The organism is Paenibacillus wynnii (assembly GCF_030812855.1).
Classification (GTDB): domain Bacteria; phylum Bacillota; class Bacilli; order Paenibacillales; family Paenibacillaceae; genus Paenibacillus_AQ; species Paenibacillus_AQ wynnii_A.
The window spans coordinates 1-26,453 of record NZ_JAUSTK010000048.1; the positions used below are offsets into that span (position 1 = coordinate 1).

20 protein-coding genes and 1 other annotated feature are annotated in these 26,453 nt (G+C 46.6%); of the genes, 19 read left to right on the forward strand and 1 reads right to left on the reverse strand.

Features of this window, described 5'->3' with window-relative positions; all coding sequences use genetic code 11:
• The first annotated feature begins 339 nt into the window (after positions 1-339).
• The 12 genes from J2T20_RS24930 to cobA all read left to right on the forward strand — a co-directional run bounded on the left by J2T20_RS24930 (position 340) and on the right by cobA (position 14,442).
• Complete coding sequence (locus J2T20_RS24930) at positions 340-1,506, forward strand: nucleotide sugar dehydrogenase (RefSeq protein WP_307592599.1); 1,167 nt, start codon at positions 340-342, stop codon at positions 1,504-1,506.
• Between the two features lie 311 nt (positions 1,507-1,817).
• Positions 1,818-2,856, forward strand: a protein-coding gene (locus tag J2T20_RS24935) for an IS630 family transposase (protein ID WP_307592600.1) whose coding sequence is annotated in 2 segments (ribosomal slippage) — positions 1,818-2,234 and positions 2,236-2,856 — 1,038 coding nt in all. Because the reading frame shifts where the segments join, the coding sequence is not laid out codon by codon here.
• A 191-nt stretch (positions 2,857-3,047) separates the two neighbouring features.
• Positions 3,048-3,926 (forward strand): glucose-1-phosphate thymidylyltransferase RfbA, encoded by an 879-nt coding sequence (gene rfbA, locus J2T20_RS24940; protein WP_307592602.1) that lies wholly within the window; start codon positions 3,048-3,050, stop codon positions 3,924-3,926.
• 20 nt (positions 3,927-3,946) lie between these two features.
• Entirely contained in the window at positions 3,947-4,501 is a 555-nt protein-coding gene (gene rfbC, locus J2T20_RS24945) for a dTDP-4-dehydrorhamnose 3,5-epimerase (protein ID WP_307592604.1), read from the forward strand.
• Between the two features lie 36 nt (positions 4,502-4,537).
• On the forward strand, positions 4,538-5,533 hold the full coding sequence (gene rfbB, locus J2T20_RS24950) for a dTDP-glucose 4,6-dehydratase (RefSeq protein ID WP_307592606.1): 996 nt from the start codon (positions 4,538-4,540) through the stop codon (positions 5,531-5,533).
• 72 nt (positions 5,534-5,605) lie between these two features.
• On the forward strand, positions 5,606-6,181 hold the full coding sequence (locus J2T20_RS24955) for a YdcF family protein (RefSeq protein WP_307592607.1): 576 nt from the start codon (positions 5,606-5,608) through the stop codon (positions 6,179-6,181).
• Between the two features lie 197 nt (positions 6,182-6,378).
• Positions 6,379-8,805: an S-layer homology domain-containing protein gene (locus tag J2T20_RS24960; protein ID WP_307592609.1), complete on the forward strand. Its 2,427-nt coding sequence runs from the start codon at positions 6,379-6,381 to the stop codon at positions 8,803-8,805.
• A 224-nt stretch (positions 8,806-9,029) separates the two neighbouring features.
• A complete protein-coding gene (hemA, locus tag J2T20_RS24965) occupies positions 9,030-10,430 on the forward strand; it encodes a glutamyl-tRNA reductase (RefSeq protein ID WP_307592611.1) in 1,401 nt (466 codons plus the stop codon).
• A 4-nt stretch (positions 10,431-10,434) separates the two neighbouring features.
• Complete coding sequence (gene ccsA, locus J2T20_RS24970) at positions 10,435-11,262, forward strand: cytochrome c biogenesis protein CcsA (protein WP_307592612.1); 828 nt, start codon at positions 10,435-10,437, stop codon at positions 11,260-11,262.
• Positions 11,263-11,267: 5 nt separating this feature from the next.
• Positions 11,268-11,915, forward strand: a complete 648-nt coding sequence (locus J2T20_RS24975) for a precorrin-2 dehydrogenase/sirohydrochlorin ferrochelatase family protein (RefSeq protein WP_307592614.1) — start codon at positions 11,268-11,270, stop codon at positions 11,913-11,915.
• A gap of 2 nt (positions 11,916-11,917) precedes the next feature.
• Complete coding sequence (gene hemC / locus J2T20_RS24980) at positions 11,918-12,889, forward strand: hydroxymethylbilane synthase (RefSeq protein ID WP_307592616.1); 972 nt, start codon at positions 11,918-11,920, stop codon at positions 12,887-12,889.
• 5 nt (positions 12,890-12,894) lie between these two features.
• Positions 12,895-14,442 (forward strand): uroporphyrinogen-III C-methyltransferase, encoded by a 1,548-nt coding sequence (gene cobA / locus J2T20_RS24985; protein ID WP_307592618.1) that lies wholly within the window; start codon positions 12,895-12,897, stop codon positions 14,440-14,442.
• A gap of 190 nt (positions 14,443-14,632) precedes the next feature.
• On the opposite strand, the gene J2T20_RS24990 is transcribed toward cobA, so the two are convergent.
• Entirely contained in the window at positions 14,633-15,046 is a 414-nt protein-coding gene (locus tag J2T20_RS24990; protein ID WP_307592620.1) for a hypothetical protein, read from the reverse strand.
• A gap of 128 nt (positions 15,047-15,174) precedes the next feature.
• On the opposite strand from J2T20_RS24990, the gene hemB reads away from it, so the two are divergent.
• The 7 genes from hemB to murC all read left to right on the forward strand — a co-directional run bounded on the left by hemB (position 15,175) and on the right by murC (position 26,273).
• A complete protein-coding gene (gene hemB, locus J2T20_RS24995) occupies positions 15,175-16,173 on the forward strand; it encodes a porphobilinogen synthase (RefSeq protein ID WP_307592622.1) in 999 nt (332 codons plus the stop codon).
• 26 nt (positions 16,174-16,199) lie between these two features.
• Complete coding sequence (hemL, locus tag J2T20_RS25000; protein WP_307592624.1) at positions 16,200-17,501, forward strand: glutamate-1-semialdehyde 2,1-aminomutase; 1,302 nt, start codon at positions 16,200-16,202, stop codon at positions 17,499-17,501.
• A complete protein-coding gene (locus tag J2T20_RS25005) occupies positions 17,498-18,457 on the forward strand; it encodes an RluA family pseudouridine synthase (protein WP_373457858.1) in 960 nt (319 codons plus the stop codon). The genes hemL and J2T20_RS25005 overlap by 4 nt, the downstream gene beginning before the upstream one ends.
• A gap of 605 nt (positions 18,458-19,062) precedes the next feature.
• Positions 19,063-20,352 (forward strand): LysM peptidoglycan-binding domain-containing protein, encoded by a 1,290-nt coding sequence (locus J2T20_RS25010; protein ID WP_307592626.1) that lies wholly within the window; start codon positions 19,063-19,065, stop codon positions 20,350-20,352.
• 63 nt (positions 20,353-20,415) lie between these two features.
• Positions 20,416-20,704 (forward strand) — a binding site (T-box leader).
• Positions 20,705-20,871: 167 nt separating this feature from the next.
• Positions 20,872-23,508 (forward strand): valine--tRNA ligase, encoded by a 2,637-nt coding sequence (locus J2T20_RS25015; protein ID WP_373457859.1) that lies wholly within the window; start codon positions 20,872-20,874, stop codon positions 23,506-23,508.
• A gap of 5 nt (positions 23,509-23,513) precedes the next feature.
• Positions 23,514-24,890, forward strand: coding sequence for a bifunctional folylpolyglutamate synthase/dihydrofolate synthase (locus tag J2T20_RS25020; protein WP_307592630.1), 1,377 nt, complete (start codon positions 23,514-23,516; stop codon positions 24,888-24,890).
• Between the two features lie 6 nt (positions 24,891-24,896).
• On the forward strand, positions 24,897-26,273 hold the full coding sequence (gene murC / locus J2T20_RS25025) for a UDP-N-acetylmuramate--L-alanine ligase (RefSeq protein ID WP_307592632.1): 1,377 nt from the start codon (positions 24,897-24,899) through the stop codon (positions 26,271-26,273).
• Positions 26,274-26,453: the final 180 nt, after the last annotated feature.

Below are 26,453 nucleotides of genomic sequence, written 5' to 3' on the forward strand. Positions count from 1 at the left end.
CTCCCCTTTTATACCAGGGGTTAGGAATCTATTAATACAGATAAATCTATGATTCTATTCTAGCCAGCTTTACCCATCCAGTAGAGCGAAGAGCCATAAATAACAATGAATTAATATTTCAAGCCTTATATTTTTATAGCTATAAGCTTTATTCATTAATCTAGGAATATGAGGGTTGAACGACATAACCCAATATTCGATACTTCTTCCCTATGACCACTGATTTACGGAATCTTTGTCCCTCTTGATCTGACTCACTAATTCATCGTTCAGGGCCTCTTAGTCTCTTTTACTCACTAAGGTTTAGATTTAACAAACAACAAGGATGTGTATGAAGAAGTGAAAATAACAATAGCGGGAACAGGCTATGTTGGCTTATCCAATGCTGTATTACTGGCTCAGCGTAATGAAGTTATTGCACTAGATATTATTCAAGAAAAAGTTGATATGGTCAATAATAGAATATCTCCAATCAATGACACGGAGATTGAGGAGTTTTTGGCTACAAAAGATTTAAATTTAACCGCTACTACAGACAATTATAAAGCTTTCAAAGACGCAGAGTACGTCATCATCTCTACACCGACCAACTATGATTCGGATAAAAACTATTTTAATACAAGAACTGTTGAAGCAGTTATTGCCAATGTACTATCAATTAATCCTTATGCAGTGATGGTTATCAAATCAACCGTTCCTGTTGGTTATACAGAGAAGGTACGGGTAAAGTTTGAGACTGATAATATCATCTTTTCTCCAGAATTTTTAAGAGAAGGCAAGGCGTTGTATGATAACTTGTACCCTTCAAGAATTGTTGTAGGTGAGCAGTCAGTAAGAGCTGAAAAATTTGCTGGTCTGTTAGTAGAAGGAGCACTTAAAGATAACATTGATGTATTATTTACCAACTCAACTGAAGCTGAAGCTATAAAACTATTTGCTAACACTTACCTAGCCATGAGAGTGGCCTTCTTTAATGAGTTAGATACATACTCAGAGGTGAGAGGGTTAAATGCGAAGCAAATAATCGAGGGTGTAAGTCTGGATCCTCGAATAGGCGGACATTACAATAATCCATCTTTTGGTTACGGTGGTTATTGCCTACCAAAAGATACAAAACAGTTACTTGCCAATTATGACGATGTTCCAAATAATATTATGGCAGCAATTGTTGATTCTAATAGAACAAGGAAAGATCATATCGCTGATAGCATCTTGGCTAAGAATCCAAATATCGTAGGGATTTATAGATTAACAATGAAAATGGATTCTGATAACTTTAGACAGTCTTCCATTCAAGGAGTTATGAAGCGCATCAAGGCAAAGGGTATAGAGGTTGTTGTATATGAGCCAGCTCTTACTGAAGACGAATTTTATACCTCAAGAGTCATTAGTGATTTTGATGAGTTCAAGAAGATCTCGGACGTAATCGTAGCCAATAGAATATCGGATGATATCAGAGATGTTGCGGATAAGGTATATACGAGGGATTTGTTTAGTAGAGATTAAATTAGTTCAAGTCTCTAAGGCTACCAACGGATTCGTAAAATTCTCCATAGAAGGACTATTCGTTATTCGAACTGAAATTTTGTAGGAACTCAGAACCCCAAGAGATCTACTTGGGAGAGGGGGTGTAATAAACTATTCATGATGATGCCCTCATAAAATCCAATTTTAAAATGACGGGGGTTTTTACTAACCAGCTCCCTCTTACTTCTGGAATACAAGTTGTTGTAATGAAACTATATAAGTTGAACTAAATTATTAGACAAGAAAATAATGGGTAGATAATTTAGACCATAACCAAAGAGGTGAGGTCGATGAAAACCCGAATAACAGAAACTGAATCTTTAATTGAAGCTATGCGAAAGACCCAAAATAAACGATTGTATGAGCGATATCAAGCCGTTTGCCTTCAATTAGAAGGACGAAAAACGAAAGATATTTGTGCGGTTGTCAAACGAAACCGACAGACGATCGAACGGTATATCCAGGCTTTCAAGCAACATGGAATCGAAGGTTTGGTCCCTGGGCATTCGACAGGAAAGCCACATAAACTTAAGCCAGAGCAAGAGAAACTGTTGGCTGAAACCATCTCCAGCAAGCAGCCTGTCGATGTTGGTTTTGAATCTCAATATAATTGGACGCTTCGACTGGTGGTTGGTTACATTCACCGCGAATTTGGTCAGAGCTTTACGCTCCGAGGAGCATCCAAAGTACTTCATATATGTGGGCTTTAGTTATACCAAGCCCACATATACGCTCGCTCGTGCAGATCTAGACAAACAGAAGGCTTTTAAGGAAGAAATTTTTCCCGCTTTAAAAAAAGTCCTGAATCATGAGATTGATCATCTCCTGTTCGAAGATGAATTGATGATCCTGGATTACCAAGCTCTGCAATATAATTGGTTTCTCAAAGAAAAACAACGAAAGATAAAAACGCATGGACAACATCGAGGGGCCAAATTGCTCGTTACACTCAACTATGAAACCGGTCAAATTCTTTGTCATGAAGCCGAGAATTACGATATGTTGACCTTTGAGTCTTTTTTGAAGCGTGTACTGCAGACCTATCCCAAAGGCAAGATCGTGATGATTTTAGATAATGCTCGTATTCATCATGCGAATCACATTCAGTGTTTTCTGAAGGAACATCCACGGCTAACCTTTGTCTTTTTACCGCCATATAGCCCTGAATTAAATATGGTCGGAGGCTTATGGAAATGGCTCCGAAGTGATGTTATTAATAACGTATTTTTCGGGAAATTTTATTACATTCGAACTCATGTCCGTGAATTTACCCGGAGATTAAATCGCTCCTCTCTTGAGGTTATTGATCGATTGTGCGTAAAGTTCTAATCTTTTGTTCAACTTATATAGTCAGGTAAACACTACTTTTTCTTTAAAGATCTCTGATAAAAAAATAGGTGAACTCAAAAGTAGACTTTGAGTTCTTCTTATTAAGCTAAATAGCCAATATTGCGATTTCATGACCCTAAATGTATTAATTTAGTTTAATTATTGAAAGTGAAAATAGAGGTGCATATGATATGAAAGGCATTATCCTAGCAGGCGGCAGCGGTACACGCCTATATCCATTAACTATGGTAACAAGTAAACAATTACTTCCCATTTACGACAAACCCATGATCTACTATCCATTATCTACATTAATGCTCGCTGGAATCAACGATATCCTAATTATCTCTACTCCAGAAGATACTCCTCGGTTCGAGAGTCTATTAGGTGATGGATCTCAATTCGGTATCTCCTTACAATACATAGTTCAACCAAGTCCTGACGGTTTAGCTCAGGCTTTTATTTTGGGCGAATCTTTCATAGGTAATGATTCGGTAGCTATGATTCTCGGAGATAACATATACTATGGAAATGGTATTCGTAAGCTGTTGCAAGCTGCTTCTAGTAAAGAACAGGGGGCTACAGTATTTGGTTATCACGTCCAAGATCCTGAACGCTTTGGTGTCGTTGAATTTAATGATGATGGTAGAGTATTGAGCGTGGAAGAAAAGCCAACTCAGCCTAAATCTAACTATGCGATCACAGGACTCTATTTTTACGATAATAGGGTTGTTCAGATTGCAAAAGAGGTTAAGCCTTCATCACGCGGTGAGTTAGAGATCACTTCAATTAATGAGGCATATTTACAGCTTGGTGAATTGAATGTTGAACTCCTAGGACGTGGATTCACCTGGTTAGATACAGGTACTCATCAAAGTCTGGCAGATGCATCTAATTTTGTTAGAACCATCGAAGATCATCAGGGGATTAAGATAGCCGCTCCTGAGGAAATTGCGTATATCAACGGATGGATCTCTAAAGAGCATCTATGGAATTGCGGCAACAAGTTGAGTAAGAATGGTTATGGCCAATACCTTATGAAAGTCGCAACCGGGAAGATAAAATATTAACAACTGAAAGTGTGGTAGAGATGAAAATAACGGAAACTCCCTTGCAAGGTGTTTTGATTGTTGAACCTGCTGTCTTCGGGGATCATCGAGGTTGGTTCATGGAAACTTACAGTAGTTCGAAATTTAAAGAGAACGGTATAGACATAGAGTTTGTACAAGATAACCAATCCTACTCTGCAACTAAAGGTACTCTACGAGGTCTACACTACCAACTAAACCCTAAAGCGCAAACGAAACTAGTTCGCTGTACACAAGGGGCAATCTATGATGTAGCCGTAGATATCCGTAAGGGTAGCCCTACCTATAGTAAGTGGTTTGGACTTGAACTTAGTGCCGGAAATAAGAAGCAACTGCTTATTCCGAAAGGATTTGCCCATGGATTCATGACGCTCACTGAAGATGTAGAAGTTCAATACAAGTGTGATGAGCTGTATTCACCGGAATGTGACGGTGGTATACTCTGGAACGATCCTGCCATTGGAATTGAATGGCCTATTCATGTTACGCCAGTCCTATCTGCTAAAGACGAGAAGGCGCCATTATTAAAGGATGCCCAGCTGAACTTTATATACTAATAATTGATTTAAGCCAATAGATTTGGGGTGTATTTAATGAGTAAGCAAAAAGTATTGATAACGGGCGGTGCCGGTTTTATCGGAGGCAATTTTGTTCAATATATGATAGATACATATCCTGAATATGAAATTGTTAATCTGGATTTGTTGACTTATGCAGGTGACCTAACGAAGCACCTTCATATAGAAAGCAATGTAAATTATAGGTTTGTTCAAGCAGATATTGCTGATCGAGCGAAAGTCATGTCTCTTTTCGAACAAGAAAAGTTTGATTATGTTGTTCATTTCGCAGCGGAGAGTCATGTGGATCGTTCAATTACTGATCCTGCTGTTTTCGTCCGGACGAATGTGTTGGGTACTCAAGTACTTTTAGATGCTGCTAAAACCTTCGGGATCACCAAATTCGTACATGTATCTACGGATGAAGTTTATGGGGAGCTTGATTTTGATCCAACTGTATTTTTTACAGAGAATACACCTTTGCAGCCGAATAGCCCATATAGTGCCAGCAAGGCCTCGTCTGATCTGCTCGTACGTGCTTATTATGAAACTTTTGGACTACCGATGAATATTACCCGCTGCTCTAATAACTATGGACCGTATCATTTTCCTGAGAAGCTGATTCCTTTGACGATCTCCAGAGTATTAAATGAGGAGAAGGTTCCCGTGTATGGAGACGGTAAAAATATTCGTGACTGGTTACATGTATGGGATCACTGCGCCGCGATAGATCTTGTACTCCATAAAGGTGTTAGCGGTGAAGTATATAATATAGGTGGACATAATGAACGGACGAATCTAGAGGTTGTTAAGACGATTATTAACACTCTGGATAAATCTGAGGATTTAATAGAATTCGTTACGGACCGTCTAGGTCATGATAAACGTTATGCTATTGATCCGACAAAGCTAGAGCAATTGGGCTGGAAAGCAAGCTACACCTTTGAGACGGGTATTGCTCAAACCATTCAATGGTATATTGACAATGCTGAATGGTGGCAACAAATACTTAGCAATGAATCGCACAAATAAGTTATGGGTGAGCAAACCATAAAGAGAAGGCCAGCAAAGTTTACTAAAGGAAGATTTCTGTTTTGCTTTTGTATGCTATTGTTTCTAACAGCATTCTTGAGTGCAGGCAGATTCCTCCTCTTCACCCAAGCCCCCAAGCAAGCAGATGTAATCATCGTGTTGAGTGGAGGCTCTGGTCGAGTGGATCTTGGAGCAGATTTATTCAAAGCTGCTTATTCTCCCTATGTAATGTTATCCAACGCCGAAGAATCAATCGACGCTTCCGGGGACATGCTCCAAACCGCCCTTGCCATGGGCATTCCGCAAGAGGCCATCTTAACCGAGGATGCAGCCCTAAGTACTTATGATAATGCCAAGTACACCTTGCCTATAATGAAGCAACACGGTTTCACCTCGGCTATCGTTGTTTCTTCGGATTATCACATGCGGCGGGTAAAGTTTATATTTGATCATGTTTACAAGAAGTCCGGTATCGAACTGACTTATGTTAGCTCACATACGAGTTACAACGCCAAACGTTGGTGGAGCGATTCTTATAGCCGAGAGATCACCTTTAGCGAATATACCAAAATGATCGGCAATGCCTTCGGTTATGACGGTCCAGAAGCTAAAAATGCCCTTGATCAAATCAAGGGCTGGTTCTTTTAAATGCCCGGCGATAACTCACCGGGTATTTCTATATCCATCACAAACACATAATATATTTCCAAATATAATCGAAAAGCCCTATAATAATAATCCATATTCAGGTATAATTGTTTCCTACATATGGATTTTTTACTCTGTCTAGTATTTTATTGAGTATAAGGTCCTGGGAGAATAGATACACATGGGGGGCGAAGGTTGTGGGTGGAAAGAAGTTTAATGTAGTGGCAGTCTGGATCATGTTATTGACCTTAGCGCTGGCTGGAACGGCCAATGCTGCAACGGTTGTGCAAGAGACGACTGTGATTTTCGTGGATGTGAAGCAAACCTATTGGGCAAATGAAGCTATTGAGAGCATGAGTAGTCAGGGGATCATCTCAGGGAATCCGGACGGAACATTTAAACCGGAAGCACCGATTACCCGAGAACAATTAGCCAAGTTAATTACGCTTACTTTTGGTCTGGATGTAGATAGTGCAGCTACGCAGACTTTTTCAGATGTGAATTCGTCTTCATGGGCTTATGTATATGTAGAAGCCTCCAAGGATTATCTTACGGGGTACTTTCCTATAAAAGGCAAGCCGTTCTTCGATCCTCAAGCTAATGCTACGAGAGAGGATGTTGCGGTTGCTTTGGTTCGTGCGATGGCACTGGACACAGACAATGTAAATGCGGACTCCATTCTGGGCAATAAATTCTACGACTATGATGAGGTCTCTCCCCAGTTAGCCAATGAGGTGGCTGTGGCGGTCGACAATAAGCTGATCCAGGGGTTTCCGGACGGTACCTTTAAGCCAACAAGCCCTATCAATAGAGCTTCAGTGGCTACGCTGTTATATCGGGTTCTGAAATCATCTTATACCAGCGCTACCAAGGATGTTCTGTTGGATGTGCAGTTGCCGGAGAAGGTTTCCAGCAGTACCCTCAAAATCTCTGGTAAGGCTACAGCAGGTGCGAAGGTATACATCAATAATAAAGAAGTTGAGAATCTCAACGGTTCTTTCGCAGAAGCTTACAGCTTGAGCGAGGGAGAGCGTGTCTATGAATTTGTGTTCAAGGTTGTGTTGCCGAACGGACGCTCCAAGACGGTGACCAAGAATGTAACTTATGAGACCACAGGTCCTAAGTTGACGGTAACGGCTCCTGAATCAGCCAGTCAGCTCAGTGTGAAGATCAGCGGGAAAGTTACGGATGACAGTGACACTAACCCAAGTGTTACGATCAATAATAAAGAGGTCTATATCTCCTATAACGGAACCTGGAGTACAGACCTAACCCTGAAAGAAGGGGTAAATGCGATTGTGGTAACTGCGGTTAATAAATACGATAAACAAACGGTTGTCGTGAAGCAAATTGTAGTTACTCTAGGTGCACCTGAGTTGACTTTGGATCTGGTCCCGGAAACGAGCAACTTGTCCACAATTACTCTCACTGGTAAAGCAACGGATAAGAATGATAGCTATCCTAAGATCTATATCAACGATCAGCTTGTAGGCAGCTATGGCAGCTTCAGCAAGACGGTTACCCTGAATGAAGGGGAGAATATCTTCCGATTCAAGGCTACGAACAGCTTGGGTAAAAGCTCTACAGTAATTACGAAGACGATCACTTTCACCGTTGGCGGACCCGTAATTACACTGGATATGATTCCCGAAACAAGCAGCAGCACAACGATTACACTCAGTGGTAAGGCTACCGATAAGAATGACAGCTATCCTAAGATTTATCTTAATGATCAGCTTGTAGGCAGTTATGGAACCTTTAGCAAAACTGTGACTTTAAAGGAAGGGGAGAACGTATTCACCTTTAAAGCTACCAACAATTTGGGCAAAAGCTCTTCTGTAATTACAAAGACGGTTACCTTCACCGTCGGCGTGCCCGTGCTTACACTTGATAATATTCCCGAGACAAGCAGCAGTTCCACGATTACGATAAGCGGTCAGGCTAGTGATACGAATGACAGCTATCCGAAGATTTATATGAATGATCAACTGGTAGGCAGCTATGGAACCTTTAGCAAAACGGTGACTTTAAAGGAAGGGGAGAACGTATTCACCTTTAAAGCTACGAACAATCTGGGTAAAAGCTCGGCGCTGATCACGAAGACGGTAGTATTCACTGTCGGTGGGCCTGAACTGACTTTGGACGCCATTCCCGAAACGAGCAGCAGCTCCAGAATCACATTAAGCGGTCAAGCTACAGACAATAATGACAGCTATCCGAAGATTTATATGAATGATCAACTGGTGGGCAGCTATGGTACTTTTAATAAGGAGGTAACCCTGGTAGAAGGGGAGAATATCTTTACCTTCAAAGCTGTGAACAGATTAGGCAAAAGCTCCGAGGTCATTACTAAAAAAGTCGTATTTGTAATTGGATCACCGAAATTGGATCTCGATTACATCCCTGAGACTACGAGCAGCAAGCAGCTTACCTTCAGCGGCAGTGCAAGTGATTCCAATGACAGCAGTCCAAAGATCTACTTGAATGACAAGCTGGTAGGCAGCTACGGAAGCTTTAACCAATCGGTTACTTTAGTCGAAGGCGATAACCTCTTTGTCTTTAAAGTGACGAACAAATACGGTAAAGTGACAACTGTGGAGAAAAAAGTAGTATATACTCCGTAATAAGTGAATTCGTAATCTTCTCTCAAGATATACCTTACTAATAAAGAGCAAACTTACTAATCCTAAACCATGGAACCCCCATGGTTTTTTATTTATAATAATTATTATCTGAATTTCATAAAGCGTTCAAAAAATTTGTAAAATGTCCTATATGCCTGTGATATACTTAACACATTGATTATGTAGGTTATGAAAGCGAAAATGATTAGGATGGTGAACTTGCGATGCATATCGTCGTCGTTGGCCTGAATTACCGTACGGCGCCCGTAGCGGTTAGAGAATTGTTCGCTTTTGCGGAGAATGATTTGCCGGCAGCTCTCCATCAATTGATGCAGACGAAGAGTGTTCTGGAAGGGGTCATCGTTGCGACCTGCAACCGTACGGAAATTTATGTGGTCGTGGATCGTCTTCATATGTGCGGATATTTCATACGCAATTTTATGGAGCAATGGTTTGGGGTTAAGAGTGAGCAATTTATGCAGCATATGTATATATATGAAGATGAGCAGGCGATCGCCCATTTATTCCGTGTGACCTGCGGTCTGGATTCCATGGTTATCGGCGAGACGCAGATCCTGGGACAGGTTCGCAGCTCTTTTTTGACAGCACAGGGTGAAGGGGTTACGGGTACCTGGTTCAACCGACTGTTCAAGCAAGCGGTGACGCTCGGTAAGCGTGCGCACAGTGAGACGTCCATTGGCGAGAGCGCAGTTTCAGTCAGTTATGCGGCTGTGGAGCTGGGCAAGCGTATATTCGGCATGTTCACAGGTAAAAGAGTGCTGATTCTCGGCGCCGGCAAAATGAGCGAGCTGACGGTTAAGCATCTCTACAGCAGCGGCGCGGCAGAGGTCATTGTGGCTAACCGCACGTTGTCCCGTGCTGTTGAATTGGCAGAGAAATTCTCGGGTAAGCCGAGTACGATTGAAGAAGCATTGAAGCATCTGGATGAAGTCGACATCGTGATCAGTTCGACGGGAGCCGAAGGATACGTCCTGTCAGCTCAAAAGGTGGCAGATGGGATGAAACGCCGTCCGAACCGTCCTCTTTTCATGATTGATATTGCGGTTCCCCGTGACATAGACCCTGCAGCAGCTAATTTGCCGGGTGTATTCCTGTATGATATTGATGACTTAGAAGGTATTGTTGAGAACAATCTGGAGATGCGCCGGAGTGAGGCTGCCAAGATTGAGATTATGATCAGCGAAGAGATGAATGAGTTCCACCTATGGCTGAAGACTCTTGGGGTAAGACCTGTGATCCGCGCGCTTCAGGATAAATCGAATACGATTCATGAAGAAACGATGGAGAGCCTGTTCAATAAGCTGCCTGAACTGGACGAGCACCAGCGTAAGGTTATTCGCCGCTTAACCAAAAGCATTGTCAATCAGATGATGCATGATCCGATTAATGTGATCAAGGAGATGTCTGGAGGCAAAAAAGGCAACGAGGCTTTGGATTATTTTTCCAAAATATTTGCACTCCAAGAGCAGCTCGATGCTGGACCGGATGAAGAAACTACCGCGCCCGCGACTAAAGGTTTACAGGCTGGTGACAAAGGGTCAGCCGGCGGCGACTCTATTGTGCCAAAGACAACGCTTGCTCCGGCAGGCTTGTTGGGCGGGTGACCTTATGGTTTTACTTAATGGAATATACGATGCCGCTTTGCTGCTATATGCCCTGAGCCTGCTGTTTTATTTCTCGGATTGCCTCCGTCGGAGTCCGAGCGGGAAGCGGTTAGGTACGGGGCTTCTTGTCGTTGTGGCCTTGCTTCAGGCGGTTGGGCTCGGTATTCGCTTCGCTCAGGAGGCAGGACTGCCTATTTTTACCCCTTATGATTTCCTGTTCTGGTTCTCATTCAGCATCGTGCTGATCTCTCTTGTGGTGGCGTATAGACGAAAAGGGGAATTTACGGTTCTTTTACTGAGTGTAGCGGGATTTAGTGCTTTTTTGCTGAATCGGGTGTGGCTGACTGCGGTGGATCATAGCTTGCAGAGCTGGAGTGCGGTTCATGGCTGGCTGGCGATGCATATTATTCTAGCTAACCTTAGCTTTGCGGCGTTGACACTGGGAACGGTATTCGCGATTCTGTATCTCTTCCTCCATAACCGGCTGAAGGGGAAGCAGTGGAATGACCGGCTTCGCCGTCTGCCGAGTCTGGAGACCTTGGACAAATACTCTTATACTTCCATATTGCTGGGTACGCCGCTTCTGATGGGGTCGCTGATCGTAGCCGGGATTTCCATTGTTATTGAAGGGCGACTGTCTTTGCTGCAGGATTTAAAAGTATTATCCACGCTTATCGGGCTTGGGATTTACATATGCTATCTTATATTGAAGATTTCTAGTCGGCGGAGCGGTGTGATCATGGCACGTTTTGCGTTAGGCGGTTATGGATTTATTATTCTCAATTTCTTATTGAATTCTTGGTCTGAATTACACCGTTGGAGTGGGGAGTGACCCTGATGACCGTTTACTTGCCCATTATGCTGGATTGTCACGGTCAACGTTGTATGGTCATCGGCGGCGGTACAGTCGCTGAGCGTAAGGTGCTGGGGTTGCTTGAAGCCGGTGCCGCGGTTACTGTAGTGAGTCCTTCTCTTACGGATGGCCTTGCTAAGCTCGCTGAGGATAATGCATTGACCTGGTGGAAGCGGGTGTATGCTCCCGGAGATATCCGAGGAGCCTTTCTGGTATATGCAGCAAGTAATGATGCAGCAGTGAACAGGAATGTGGCTGAGGAAGCCCATGGTTGCGGCGTTCCTGTGAATGTGGCGAGTGAAGCCGAACGGGGCAGCTTTATTACACCCAGTGTTGTTCGTCGAGGACGGTTAACGGTGGCGGTTTCTACATCCGGTGCAGGCCCGGGAGCAGCTGCCGAGATCAGGGGATTATTAGAAGAAACCCTCGGTGAGGAATATGGGCCGTATTTGGAATTTTTACATCATATGCGTACGGAAATCAAGCAACGGGAGGAATCCCCGGAGGTCCGCAGCAGGCTGCTAAGGAAACTTGGCGCGTTGGATGTGTTGAATAAGATTAGACAGGGTACCTTTATAGAGTGGAGTCCAGAGGCTGTTGACGCCTGGATTGCACATCATCGGGAGGAATAGAGATGCGAACGATTATTGTGGGCAGCAGACAAAGCGCACTGGCCTTAACCCAAACCGGGCAGGTCATTGCAGATCTGGAGAAGCTAAGCCGGGAACATGGATTTCCCTTTACATTTGAGGTGCGGAAAATCATTACTAAAGGGGATCGAATCCTCGATGTCACCTTATCCAAAGTCGGCGGAAAAGGGCTGTTCGTCAAGGAGATCGAGCAGGCGATGCTGGATAAGGAGATCGACATGGCGGTGCACAGTATGAAGGATATGCCCTCCGAGCTTCCTGAAGGCCTCATGAATGGTGCGGTACCCCGGCGGGCAGATCCACGGGACTGTATCATTTCGGTGGGGGGCGTTAGTCTGGCGGAGCTGCCGCAGGGTGCTCGCGTAGGCACAAGCAGTCTGCGCCGCTCCAGTCAGCTTGCCGCGCTGCGGCCTGATCTGGTTATTGAATCGATTCGTGGAAATATTGACTCTCGTCTGCGCAGACTGGAGAGCGGCGAGTATGACGCTATCCTGCTCGCAGCAGCAGGACTAGCGCGTATGGGCTGGGAAGACCGCGTGAGTGAATATTTGGAAACGGAGATTTGCCTGCCCGCCGTTGGTCAAGGTGCGCTGGGAATCGAGTGCCGTGAGGATGACAGCGACCTTCGGAGCCTGTTGGCAATCTATAATGATGAGAATACTTCAATAACGGTCAAGGCGGAGCGTACTTTTCTTGGAGTACTGAACGGTGGGTGTCAGGTTCCTATCGGGGCCTTTGCAGTATGGAATACCGATGAGAATTCGTCTAGAGCGGAGGCTGCCCCTCAAGGTGCTGAGCGGACAATTTCGTTAACAGGTATGGTAGGAACACCGGATGGCAAGACGATTTTGAAAGAAACTTGTACAGGTAACGACCCGGTTGCGCTAGGTGAAGAGGTAGCGAAGAAGCTGATCGCGCAAGGAGCAGAGAAGATTTTGACAGATGTAAGGGGATGAGGGAAATGACGGGGAAAGTATATTTAGTGGGTGCAGGTCCAGGAGATGCGAAGCTGATTACGGTGAAGGGTCTGGATTGCATAAAAAAAGGCGATGTGCTCGTATATGATCGACTGGCGAGTCCCAGACTTTTGAAATGGATGAAGCCCGGCGGGGAGAAGATATATGTAGGCAAACGCCCGGATCGGCATACGATGAAGCAGGAGGAGATTAATCATCTTCTTGTGGATCTAGCCCTTCAGGGTAAAACCGTTGTCCGCTTAAAAGGCGGCGACCCTACAATCTTTGGCCGCGTTGGAGAGGAAGCCGGGCTTCTGCGGCAGCATGGAATTCCGTATGAAATCGTTCCGGGAATTACCTCTGCTATCAGCGTTCCTGCCTATGCAGGTATTCCTGTAACTCACCGCGATCATACCTCATCTCTATCCATCATTACCGGTCATGAGAACCCGGAGAAGCTGGATTACTCCATCAATTGGGAGAAGCTGACGAATGCAACGGGTACCCTGGTGTTCCTAATGGGTGTGGCCAAGATTGGTTATATCAGCGCACAGCTTATCAAACATGGACGGCCGCCGGAAACGCCGGTGGCGCTTGTGCGTTGGGGAACACGGGCGGAGCAGGAGACATTAATCGGCACGCTTTCCGACATTGAAGCGAAGGTTACCGCCGCTAATTTCCAGCCGCCTGCGGTCATCGTTGTCGGTGATGTGGTGCTCCAGCGTGAGCAGTTAATGTGGGCAGAGGCTATGCCGTTGTTCGGTAAGCGTATCGTTGTTACCCGGGCACGCAGCCAAGCGAGTGAGCTTGTGGATCGAATTGATGAGCTGGGCGGAGAGCCCTACGAGTTCCCGGTCATTGAGACCGTTATGCCTAGAGATGAAGATAAGAAGGCGGAGATAGCCTCCGCTCTTGCCGTATTAGAGACTTATGATTGGGTGATCTTCACGAGTGTGAACGGAGTGGAGTTCTTCTTCCGTCACTTAACGGAGCTGGGCGTGGATATCCGCGGATTGTTCCATGCTCGGATTGCAGCGGTAGGACCCGCAACCGCTGAAGCATTGGCTGTGCGGGGGCTGATGACAGAAGAGCTGCCAGCCCGTTTTCAGGCTGAAAGCCTCATTGAGGCGATCGGAGCTGAGCTGCTGCCGGGGCAGAAAGTTCTGCTGCCGCGCGGCGATTTGGCCCGTGATTGGCTGCCGGACAAGCTTATAGAGCTGGGTCTCCAAGTTACTGTAGCAGATACGTACGAAACCGTAGTGACCGGTGAAGATGACGATGAATTGCTTAAACTGCTGGAGGAGGGCCGTATTCACGCCGTGACCTTCACCAGTTCTTCGACAGTCCACAATTTCCTGGAGATCCTGAAACGGATGGGTCTGGAAGATCCGCTGCCGCTGCTGGCCAACGTCAAAATTGCTTGCATCGGCCCCATTACGGAGAAGACAGCAATCGAAGCCGGGCTTACACCCGGACTGCTTGCGTCCGAGGCCACAATTGATGGATTGGTGAATGAATTGTGCCGCTGGAATGCGGAATCGAAGCGTATATAGGTGTTGTTGGAGGTAGGTGGATTTAGTTGGAGTTTGGGTGTGCTTTAGGTGCAGGTTAGTTGCTTTAGGAGCACGTTAGTTACTTTAGTTCGCTTTAGGAGCACATTAGTTGCTTTAGTTGTGCTTTAGTAGCACATTAGTTACTTTAGTTCGCTTTAGGAGCACATTAGTTACTTTAGTAGCACATTAGTTACTTTAGTCGTACTTTAGTCACTTTAGTTGCACTTTGTACATCTATATTCAACGTTTGGCGCCTAAAACAACCTTTAATTGTATTCGATACAACTATTTTCTCGATTTCGGGGGTAACCCCCTCTACTGGGCACTTTTTAGTTGTAAAAAGTGCAATTAAACCGAATTCAAGGGCTAAAACCGAGGAAATAGCTGTATAAAGTGCAGTTATTTCTCCAACCAACCAACAACCAAACAACCAAACAACCAAACAACCAAACAACCAAACAACCAAACAACCAACAACCAAACAAACAACCAAACAACCAAACAACCAACCAACAACCAACAACCAAACAACCAACCAACCAAACAACCAAACAACCAAACAACCAACAACCAACCAACCAACAACCAACAACCAAACAACCAAACAACCAACAACCAACAACCAAACTTCGCGCGTCTACAATAGAGGTTAATACGGCTTCAATTGGACTAGCCCGAACTAAATTTCACCATTTATTTTTATTAAATACTATACATTCGGGAGGAAGCATAATGAGTTTTCCTATTACACGTCATCGCCGACTGCGCGGTTCAGCGGGTATTCGCGGAATGGTCCGGGAGACGATGCTGCATGTGCTGGATTTTGTACAACCAATCTTTGTAACCTACGGAACTGGTGTGAAGACTGAGATTAGTTCTATGCCCGGAGTGTATCATTTCTCGCTCGACACTCTTAAGGAAGAAGTGGACGAAATCGTTGAACTGGGAATCCCGGCAGTGCTGTTATTCGGAATCCCGGAGACGAAGGACGCAGTGGGTTCTTCCGGTTTTGATGAGAATGGAATTGTGCAGGAGGCAACACGCCTGATCAAGAAGTGGTACCCTGAACTGTTGGTCATTGCGGATACCTGCCTATGTGAATTTACGGACCATGGGCACTGTGGGATGGTACATACGCATACTGTAGATGGAGTTGTACACGGGGATGTGTTAAATGATCCTTCACTGGAATTGCTAACCCGTACGGCTGTATCGCAAGCAAAGGCGGGAGCGGATATTATCGCGCCTTCCAATATGATGGACGGATATGTTGCCGCTATTCGGGCGGGATTGGACGAGGCTGGTTTTGAGCATTTGCCTATTATGGCTTACTCTGTAAAATACGCTTCGGCCTTCTATGGCCCATTCCGCGAGGCTGCCGATTCCGCACCGCAATTCGGTGACCGAAAGACCTATCAGATGGACCCTGCCAATCTGCGGGAGGCGATTCGTGAAGCGGAGTCGGATGTGCTTGAGGGTGCGGATATGCTGATGGTAAAACCGGCGCTCGCTTACCTCGATGTCATTCGTACGATTCGCGATAATTTCGATCTTCCTCTGGTTGCTTATAACGTCAGCGGCGAATATTCCATGGTGAAGGCGGCTGCGCAGCAAGGCTGGATCGATGAGAAAAGAATTGTGCTGGAAATGCTGACTGGTATGAAGCGTGCGGGAGCGGATATTATTATTACTTACTTCTCGAAGGATGCTGCCCGTTGGCTGCGTGATTAATAAGAACAGAATAGGAGTGAATAGTGATGACCATAGAACGTGTTGCTCGGCGGGAAGAGGCTTCCCGGAACGCTTTTGAAGAGGCTAAGCAGTATATTCCCGGTGGTGTGAACAGTCCGGTACGGGCATTCAAGTCAGTGGGCCTGACTCCGATTTATGTAGACCGGGGCGAAGGCTCGCGAATCTACGACATCGATGGCAATACCTTTATCGACTATGTCTGTTCATGGGGGCCGCTTATTATGGGCCATGCACATCCGGATGTAGTTAAGGCACTGCAGGAGACAGCGGTAAAAGGGACAAGCTTCGGTGCGCCAACGCTGCTCGAGACAGAGATGGCTAAGACAGTCGTTGCCCGTGTTCCTTCAGTCGATATCGTGCGTATGGTGAATTCCGGTACGGAAGCAACAATGAGTGCCATTCGGTTAGCGCGGGGCTTCACGAACCGCAGTAAAATTCTGAAATTCGAAGGATCATATCATGGACATGCGGACAGCCTACTGATTAAGGCCGGTTCCGGTGTGGCAACGCTCGGATTACCTGACAGCCCGGGGGTTCCCGAAGGCGTTGCTGTGAACACGATTACCGTACCTTATAACGATCTGGAAGCGGTTAAGGTTGCCTTCGAACGCTACGGCAATGAAATAGCGGCTATTATCGTTGAGCCGATTGCGGGGAACATGGGTGTCGTACCGCCGCAGCCGGGATTCCTTGAGGGATTGCGTAAGGTCACTACGGGTTATGGGGCTTTGCTTATATTTGACGAGGTTATGACGGGTTTCCGTGTGGGCTTCAGCAGCGCACAAGGACTGTTCGGTATGACTCCGGATCTTACCTGTTTCGGTAAAGTCATAGGTGGAGGGCTGCCGGTGGGTGCTTATGGCGGACGCAGAGATATTATGGAGAAAATGGCTCCTTCGGGGCCGATCTACCAGGCCGGAACGCTAAGCGGCAATCCGCTTGCCATGGCCGCCGGTCTAACCACACTCAATCTGCTCACTCCTGAAGTCTACGATCGGTTGGAAAGCTTGGGAAGCCGTCTGGAGCAAGGGTTGAAGCGGAATGCAATTGATGTCGGAATCCCGTTAACCATTAACCGTGTAGGCTCCATGGTATGCCCTTTCTTCACTGAGGGACCTGTTACCAATTATGATACGGCTAAGGCAAGCAATCTGGACACCTTCCGCCGGTATTTCGGAGAAATGCTGGGTCAAGGAATTAGTGTGCCTCCATCTCAGTTTGAGGGCATGTTTGTATCGGCTGCGCATAGTGAACAGGACATCGATGATACGATTGAAGGGCATTATCGTGCCCTGAAGTCCTTATGATGAGCTTGGAAGGCACAGGCGGCGGACGCTGGACAAGACGCGGGGAGTGGCTGGAAGCTACACCTGGAAAAGTGATTACCGGAGCGGAAGATAAAGAAGCTGCGATTGATAAGTGGCTGCTGGAAACGGTTCGTATGCCTGAGAAACTTCATGCACGCCTCCGACGAGAGAGCGGAATTCAGTGGAAGGGTGATCGGCTGCGTCTGGCTCTGTTTCCAGAGAGGGAAGCGGGTATTGAACCCATTTGGGAAGAAGTTCAAGTCCTGCATGAGGATGACTTTTGCCTTGTGGTTCATAAACCGGCGGGAGTTGCGGTTCATCCTGATGGTAGCGGTAAGGGAGTAACACTGGATCATCTGGTTGCGGCGCATTATGCTTCAACGGGAGAAACCGTTGCGGTACGACATATCCATCGGTTGGACAAGGATACTACTGGGCCTGTTCTTTATGCCAAAAATGAGTTCGCACAGCTTGTTCTCGATGAAGAGATGCGTGTGAAGACCATTTCACGGTTGTATGTCGCCATCGTAAAAGGAAAAGTATCACCGGGACTTAAAGTGATAGATCAGCCGATAGGTCGTGACCGTCATCATGCTGCTCGCAGAAGAGTGTCCCCTGGAGGGCAGCAGGCGCTTACACGAATCGTGGGACGGGAAGTGTTGAACGAGGCGACTCTGCTGCATGTTCAGCTGGAGACGGGGCGAACTCACCAAATCCGCGTCCATCTGAGCCATGCGGGTCATCCTTTGATAGGGGATGAATTGTATGGAGAGGGGGGAGCCGGGACCGGGATCGGGATCGGGACGAACAAGCCGGAATTTGGCCGCCAAGCGCTGCATGGCGAATCCCTCACCTTCAGGCATCCTTGGAGCGGAGAAAAGCTGGAGATTATTGACCCACTGCCGGAAGATATGGAACGGCTGCGTGACCAGTTGAGCGGAAAATCACACGCTTAAGTCGATTTCACAGCTAAGACTTATTTTCAATGTATCACCAAAAAGGATCAAAAGTTCAGCGAGGCTGCTTTTGGTCCTTTTTGGTTTTTTCTAGGGTGCATTCGGCGATCAGTTGTAGCATGTAAACAGGAGCTGGAGGGCCTATGCGGACTACAGAGCCCTTATTATCAAGTAAACGGGTTTTTAGGATCACATACGGACAGAGGATGCACTATTGGGTGGAAGCAGCGACTTATTAACCCTATCTCCACACAATAGCGGCATCTGAGTCCGCATACAACGAAATCGGGGCGATTTCCACAAAGTAACGTCTTCTGTGTCCGCATAAACCACCCGTTTGAGCGCGATCGACTGACAAAGTCTCTTGTATCTATGTCATGAAGGAGGAGGCTGATTGCCGCTAAACGTCGGCCATTAATCCAGAATCAATGGGCCGGTAGTAACTCTAAAGGCAGATGTTGTTTTAACATGGGTTACTGTTATAAACTGGCGTCAATTTGTCATGTGTCCCTTTTTTACGCATATACATGAGGGGAGTAATAGTTTGGGCTCATGCTCTGGGCTTGTCTCAGGGTTAGATTATGCCAAGAAGGAGGACATTTCCCGTGTTTGACCAGTCCCACGGCTTGCGGTTTGATATTTATGAACGCATTCAACTGTCGGAAGAGCTTCCGGGAATCGCTGAACTGGAAGAGGTTGAACTTCTCCCGGAAATTCAGGTAATTCAGCGGGAGGACCGGGCAGAGCTGTATGGACAGCTGCTGCTAACGGGCCTTTACCGGAGTGAAGAAGACAGGATAGAGAGGCTTGAACACGCCATTCCTGTTGAGATTACGGTTCCGCTGACCCGGGTCAGCTCGCTTGAAGACGTAGGGGTGGAAATTGAGAATTTCGATATTGATCTCCTTACGATGCGAAGTGTGAATATAACAGGAGTACTTTCGCTGCGCGGGATCGGCGGCACAGAATCTGTTCCTGTTTGGCAGCAGGAGGAATACACCGTTGCTTATACTCCGGAAGAAGGGGAACGTTTTGCTGCTGACCCTATAGATACTCATGAACACGAGGGTGATGCCTTATATGAGAATTCTCTCTGGACGTTTGGTGAGGGTGCCTTCGATGAAGCTGCCGAAGAGCATAAGGCGAGTGTAGAAGCTGTCGACATTCAGGAGACGACTACTTCTAATATCCCGGAACAGAACAGAGAAAATGAACTCATAGTTCATACCCACAGTTTAAATGAGGACCCGAGCGCAGTTCAGCCGAATATAAAAGATTACTGGAAAAAGACAGAAGCCTGGAATCTGGGTGCATCCTTCAATGAACGTAAGGACAGTACCGTTACAGATGAAGTTGAGGTAGCTACTATAAATGTCTATGAAGCGGAGAATATCTCTATGGAGGATGACGTCCATCACGAGGCTAATTCTCAAGTAAAAGATGTATCCGACTTCATTCCAGTAGCGGAAAATGACTTTATAGAGGCAGCAGAGGCAGCTCCTATTCCTGTTCTGGAAGAGAAAGCAGATCTCAAAATAGCCTTGGGAAGCAAGAAGGAACCAAAGGCTGAAGAAAAGGAACCGATTACTTTCTCGAAGCTCTTGAACTCCAGCCGAGATCGTAAGGATCAGGAAAATCTTCAAGCCGAGGAAGTGAATACTTCCGCCGCGGTAATTTCTCCTGATTCCGGAAATGACAAGGAATGGAAAAGCAGATTTATCGGCGCCCAAGAAGGTGCAAATCTATTCCGTAAGGTCCGTCTCTGTATTGTTCAGCGGGAGGAAACACTGGACACAATTGCCGATAAGTACCAGCTAAGCGCACGGGAGCTGGTTATGTACAATCGGTTATCGGGTCAAAACGTGGAGGAAGGTCAAGTCTTGTATATTCCTTAATGCATTCCTACCCAGGTTGACTTAAGCTTGACTCTAAAGGTATTATGGAGTAAGCAATACTAGTCAAAGACTGGGAATGGGAAGAGTAGGCGGTCAGCCCTTCAGAGAGCGGAATTGGTAGTAGCTGTGAAATTCCGCAGGATGCATGTCAGCCGAAGTCGCCCTGGAGTCGCCTGTCTGAATCTGTCATCATGTTCATGAATGACAGGGTAGGATAAGGCCGGTCGCAGCCGTTATCTGTATGAGTGTCGCGCTAAGCCGCTGGAACCTTAAGGAACCAAGAGCGGAGTTGTATTCTTTATTGGCGCGAAACAAAGGTGGTACCGCGAAAGAATGGCCTTTCGTCCTTTGAGACGAGGGCCTTTTTGTGTTTTTTTAGAATATCTTTTTCCACGAAATATGAGAAAGTGACGGAGGTATCAGAGAATGGCTGACCAAGACAACTTAACCTCGGCAGAATTGCCGAACCTGCAAGAGACGGCGGAAGATCAAGCCGTAGCCAATGAGTCAAAAAGTGATATGCCGACTACATACGACCCTAAAGCGGCGGAACAGAAATGGTATTCGTATTGGACCGAGGGCGGATACTTCCGTGCGGGCCAGCGTCCGGATGCACAGCCTTACAGTATTGTAATCCCGCCTCCAAATGTAACCGGAATGCTCCACATCGGACATGCGCTGGATTTCACTTTACAGGACATCCTGATCCGTACGAAGCGGATGCAGGGCTATGATACCTTATGGCTGCCGGGAACAGACCATGCGGGTATCGCTACACAAACAAAGGTAGAGCAGAAGCTGCGCCAGCAGGGAATATCCCGGCATGATCTGGGTCGCGAGAAATTCCTGGACCAGGTGTGGGAATGGAAGGAACAATACGCAGAAACGATCCATGAGCAGTGGGCCAAAATGGGCCTTTCACTGGACTATTCACGCGAGCGGTTCACCCTTGATGAGGGCTTGTCCAAAGCAGTACGCGAGGTGTTCGTAAAGCTCTATGAAAAAGGCTTGATTTATCGCGGCAAACGCATAATTAACTGGGACCCTGCTGCCCGTACAGCATTGTCTGATATCGAGGTTGAATATAAAGAAGTTAACGGACACTTGTATCATCTACGTTACCCGCTGAAGGACGGAAGCGGCTATATTACCGTTGCAACAACACGTCCGGAGACTATGCTGGGTGATACCGCGGTAGCTGTACATCCGGAGGATGACCGCTACAAGGATCTGATCGGTAAAACTTTGATCCTGCCTATTATCGGCCGCGAAATTCCGATTATTGCCGATGATTATGTAGATAAGGAATTTGGAAGCGGCGCCGTTAAGATTACGCCGGCACATGATCCTAATGACTTTGAAATGGGCCTCCGCCATAACCTTCCGCAGATCAATGTGATGGATGAGAGCGGCACGATGAATGAGGAAGCGGGACCCTACCAAGGCCAGGACCGCAGTGAATGCCGCAAAGCCATCACGGCTGATCTTAAGGCGCAAGGTGTTCTGATCTCTATTGAAGATCATGTGCATCAGGTAGGGCATAGCGAACGCTCGGGAGCTGTTGTTGAGCCTTATCTATCTACACAATGGTTCGTAAAAATGCAGCCGTTGGCTGAAGTGGCAATCGCCGCTCAGAAGGACGGTAAAGGTGTTAATTTTGTTCCGGATCGCTTTGAGAAAATCTACTTGAATTGGATTGAGAATGTACGCGACTGGTGTATTTCCCGCCAACTATGGTGGGGCCACCGTATCCCTGCTTGGTACTCGGAATCTACGGGTGAGCTGGTTGTTGCGCGTGATGAAGAGGAAGCGCGGAGAATCAGCGGTCTGGATGATTTGAAGCAGGACGAGGATGTACTGGATACGTGGTTCAGCTCGGCGCTCTGGCCGTTTTCAACTCTTGGCTGGCCGGACGAGAGCAGCGAGGATTACGAGCGTTTTTATCCGAATAATGTACTCGTTACGGGCTACGATATCATATACTTCTGGGTTGCCCGTATGATCTTTACAGCCATGGAGTTCACGGGAGAGAAACCGTTTGCTGATGTATTGATGCACGGTCTGGTACGCGATTCTGAAGGACTCAAAATGTCCAAATCGTTAGGCAACGGTGTTGATCCGCTGGACGTTATCGAGAAATACGGTGCCGATGCTATGCGTTATATGATTTCCACTAGCAGTACCGCTGGTCAGGACCTTCGTTTCCGCTGGGAGCGGGTAGAGCAGGCACGGAATTTTGCCAACAAGATCTGGAATGCTTCACGTTTTGCCCTTATGAATCTTGAAGGAGTAACCTTTGAAGATATCGACATTACAGGGGAGCTTAGCACGGCTGACCGTTGGATTTTACACCGTCTGAACGAAACTTCCCGTGAAATTACGCGTCTAATGGATTCGTACGAGTTCGGAGAGATTGGCCGCCAGCTGTACAACTTCATCTGGGACGATCTATGCGACTGGTACATTGAATTTGCGAAGCTTTCACTATATGGAACCAACCCTGCAGCCAAGGCCAAGACTCAATCCGTGCTTGCTTACACCCTTGACCGTACGCTGCGCTTGATTCACCCGTTCATGCCGTTCATCTCCGAAGAGATTTGGCAGCATTTGCCGCATAACGGCGAGACTATTACGCTGGCAGCTTGGCCTGAGTATGACACTGCACTGGAGAACACTGAAGCTGTGGCGGAAATGAACTTATTGATGGACATGATCCGTGCCGTTCGAAATATCCGTGCTGAAGTGAATGTTCCTATGAGTAAGAAGGTTGAATTGATCGTTAAAGCAAGCAATGCAGAAACCTTGAGCATCATCAACCGGAATGGCAATTACATCAGCCGATTCTGTAACACCTCTTCGTTCGAGGCAGGCCTGAATCCGGAAACACCGGATAAGGTAATGTCTGCTGTGGTTACGGGAGCGGAGCTGCTTCTGCCGTTGTCCGGGCTAATTGATATCGAACAAGAAATTGCTCGTCTGGAAAAAGAAGTGCAAACCCTGAACAGTGAAGTTGAGCGCGTGGAGAAGAAGCTGGGCAACCAAGGCTTCGTTGCCAAAGCACCGGCTAAAGTCATCGAAGAGGAACGGGCTAAGCAAGCCGATTACTCCGCCAAACGGGAAAAGGTACTTGCCCGTATCGCAGAGCTGAGAGGATAAGGGATATGGGAGATATACTCGGGGGCAGTGGATCTGCCCCTTTAGGGACCTATACAGAAGCTGTCGACTGGATTAACAGCCTCATTCCATTCGGAATTCGTCCAGGGTTGGAACGGATCGAGAAGCTTATGGAAAAGCTGGAGAATCCGCAGCGCAGACTGAAGTTCATTCATGTTGCCGGGACGAACGGGAAAGGCTCGACCTGTGCCTTTTTAACAAGTGTGTTAATTCAAAGCGGTTACTCCGTGGGAACATTCACATCACCGTACATTACTAAATTCACGAACCGTTTTCAGTATAACGGTGAAGATATCCCTGAGGAAACACTGACCAAACTGTCAAATATCCTGCATCCCTTGGTGACTGAAATGGCTGAGTCTGAGTTAGGCTCTCCTACGATGTTTGAAGTAGCGACAGCACTGGCTATCCTTTACTATTCGCAGGAGTGTTATCCTGACGTAGTCGTATGGGAGACGGGGCTTGGGGGAAGGCTTGATGTAACGAATATCGTATTCCCGATCGTGTCGGTGATTACAAATGTGGGCTATGACCATACGGATGTCCTTGGAGATACGCTGGAGCAGATTGCAACGGAAAAAGCAGGGATCATTAAGCCTGGTGTTCCTGTAATCAGCTGTGTCACTCAACCGGAAGTGGTGGCGGTTCTTAAGGAAAAAGCATCAGCATGCAGAACCAGTCTGTATCTTGCCGATGAAGACTTTAGCTATGAAATTACCGGAATAGAGAACGGCCTGCAGTCCTTTACTTTCAAAGGACCGTTTCGGTCACTGGATATAGACATTGCAATGAAAGGCGTGCATCAGTGTACCAATGCAGCCGGAGCAATGATGGTTCTTGAAGTGTTACGGCAATACCTGGCTTTTATGCTGGACGATGAAGATGTTCTCAAGGGATTTCGCGATACTTTTTGGGCCGGCAGGCTGGAAGAGATAAGCTCTTCTCCGCGAATCGTACTGGATGGAGCGCATAATCCCGAGGGTGCAGAAAGTCTGGCGAAGAGCCTGCCTATCTTCTATAAATACGGCAAATTAAATTTGCTGATGGGCATGCTGTCAAACAAGCATCATGAATCCTATCTGGAGCATATACTACCTATAGTGGATACGCTCATCCTGACCGAACCGGATTTCCGGAAGAAAATGGACGCGGATAACCTGCATGGAATCGTGGAAAGTCTGCGGGGAAAATATGCCAAAGAGCATTTGGAAATTATAGTAGAACGTGATTGGGGCAAAGCGCTGCAACTGCTGAAGACGATAACAGCTGAGGACGACCTTGCCGTCGTTTCCGGTACGCTGTATTTAATCGCCGATGTGCGCAGCACACTTTTGCAGCAACCCGATTCTGAAAAAGGCTGGTGACAACTGTTGGATACTACTGAACGTGTTCATTTTATAGGGATCGGCGGTTACGGGATGAGCGCTATCGCCCGAGTGATGCTGGAGATGGGATATACCGTCACAGGCTCTGATGTAGCTGCTCAGGAACTTACGGAGAAGTTAATTGCCAAAGGTGCAAAAGTATATATCGGACATACCGCGGAGCAAGTAAAAGGAGCAGATCTAGTTGTCTACTCTACTGCTTTGTCCAATGATAATGTGGAATGGGTGGAAGCGGAGCGGTTGAATATTCCGATTATCCACCGTTCCCAAATGCTTGCACGCCTGCTTAACCAGCGCAAGGGTGTTGCTGTTGCAGGCGCTCACGGAAAAACAACCACCTCATCGATGATTGCTCTCGTGATGGAGGATTGCGGTGTTGATCCTACCTACATTATTGGTGGAGAAATTATGAACGTGGGTACGAATGCAAAGGCAGGACAAGGAGAGTTTGTAGTCGCTGAAGCTGATGAGAGTGATGGTTCATTCCTTCAATATCATCCATGGCTCGGAATCGTTACTAATATTGAAGCGGATCACCTTGAGAATTACGGCGGTGATTTCAATAAGCTCAAGGCAGCATACGTACAGTTCATGAATCATCTTGCTGAAGATGGAACCGCGATCGTATGTGTAGATGATGAGAATGTAATCTCTCTCCTGCCTGAAGTGAAAGGTAAAGTGATTTCGTACGGAATCCATTCCAAGACTGCTGATTATGTAGCTACCGATATCGTGCTCGGAGACCGCCAGGTTTCATTTACCATGATCGGATATGGAGAGGTTCTCGGACAGATTGAATTGTCTGTTCCCGGGAAGCATAACCTGTACAATGCCATGGCGACAGTTATCGCTTGTCTGAAAGCAGACATTCCTTTCGCCGCTATTGCTGCAGCTATCGTGAAATTTAACGGCGCCAAACGTCGTTTTCAAGTGCTCGGAGAAGTGAATGATATTCTAGTGATCGATGATTATGCTCATCATCCTACGGAAATACAGGCGACCATCAGCGCGGCAAAAGCAACCGGCAAACGTATTATTGCCGTGTTCCAGCCTCAACGCTATACGCGTACCTTCTTCCTGCTGGATGCATTCAGCCGTGCCTTCGCGGAGGCGGATGAGGTTATCATCACTGATATCTATTCACCCGCCGGAGAGAAGCAGATCGAAGGAGTTACTTCTGCGAAGCTGGTGGAGCTGATTGTTCAGAACAGCAACGCAGGTGCTCGTTATTTGCCTTGTAAGGAAGATGTCTTAGTTGATTTGCAAGATCGGATCGCTCCAGGTGACCTTGTCGTTACAATGGGTGCAGGCGATATCTGGAAAGTGAGTCATGCGCTGGCGAATTATTTGAAAAACCGCTAAGCTCAATATACACGAAGCCATAAAAGGCGTATTCTCTTCAGATTATGAAGGGAGTACGCTTTTTTTATAACAATTTAGTTTGTTTTTGGCTCTTTCTCGAAATCAGTGCTTGATTTTCCGTTTACGTCACTGTGCCGGGAACGATTTCGATTTAACTTCGCCTGATGTTTCACCGGGTTT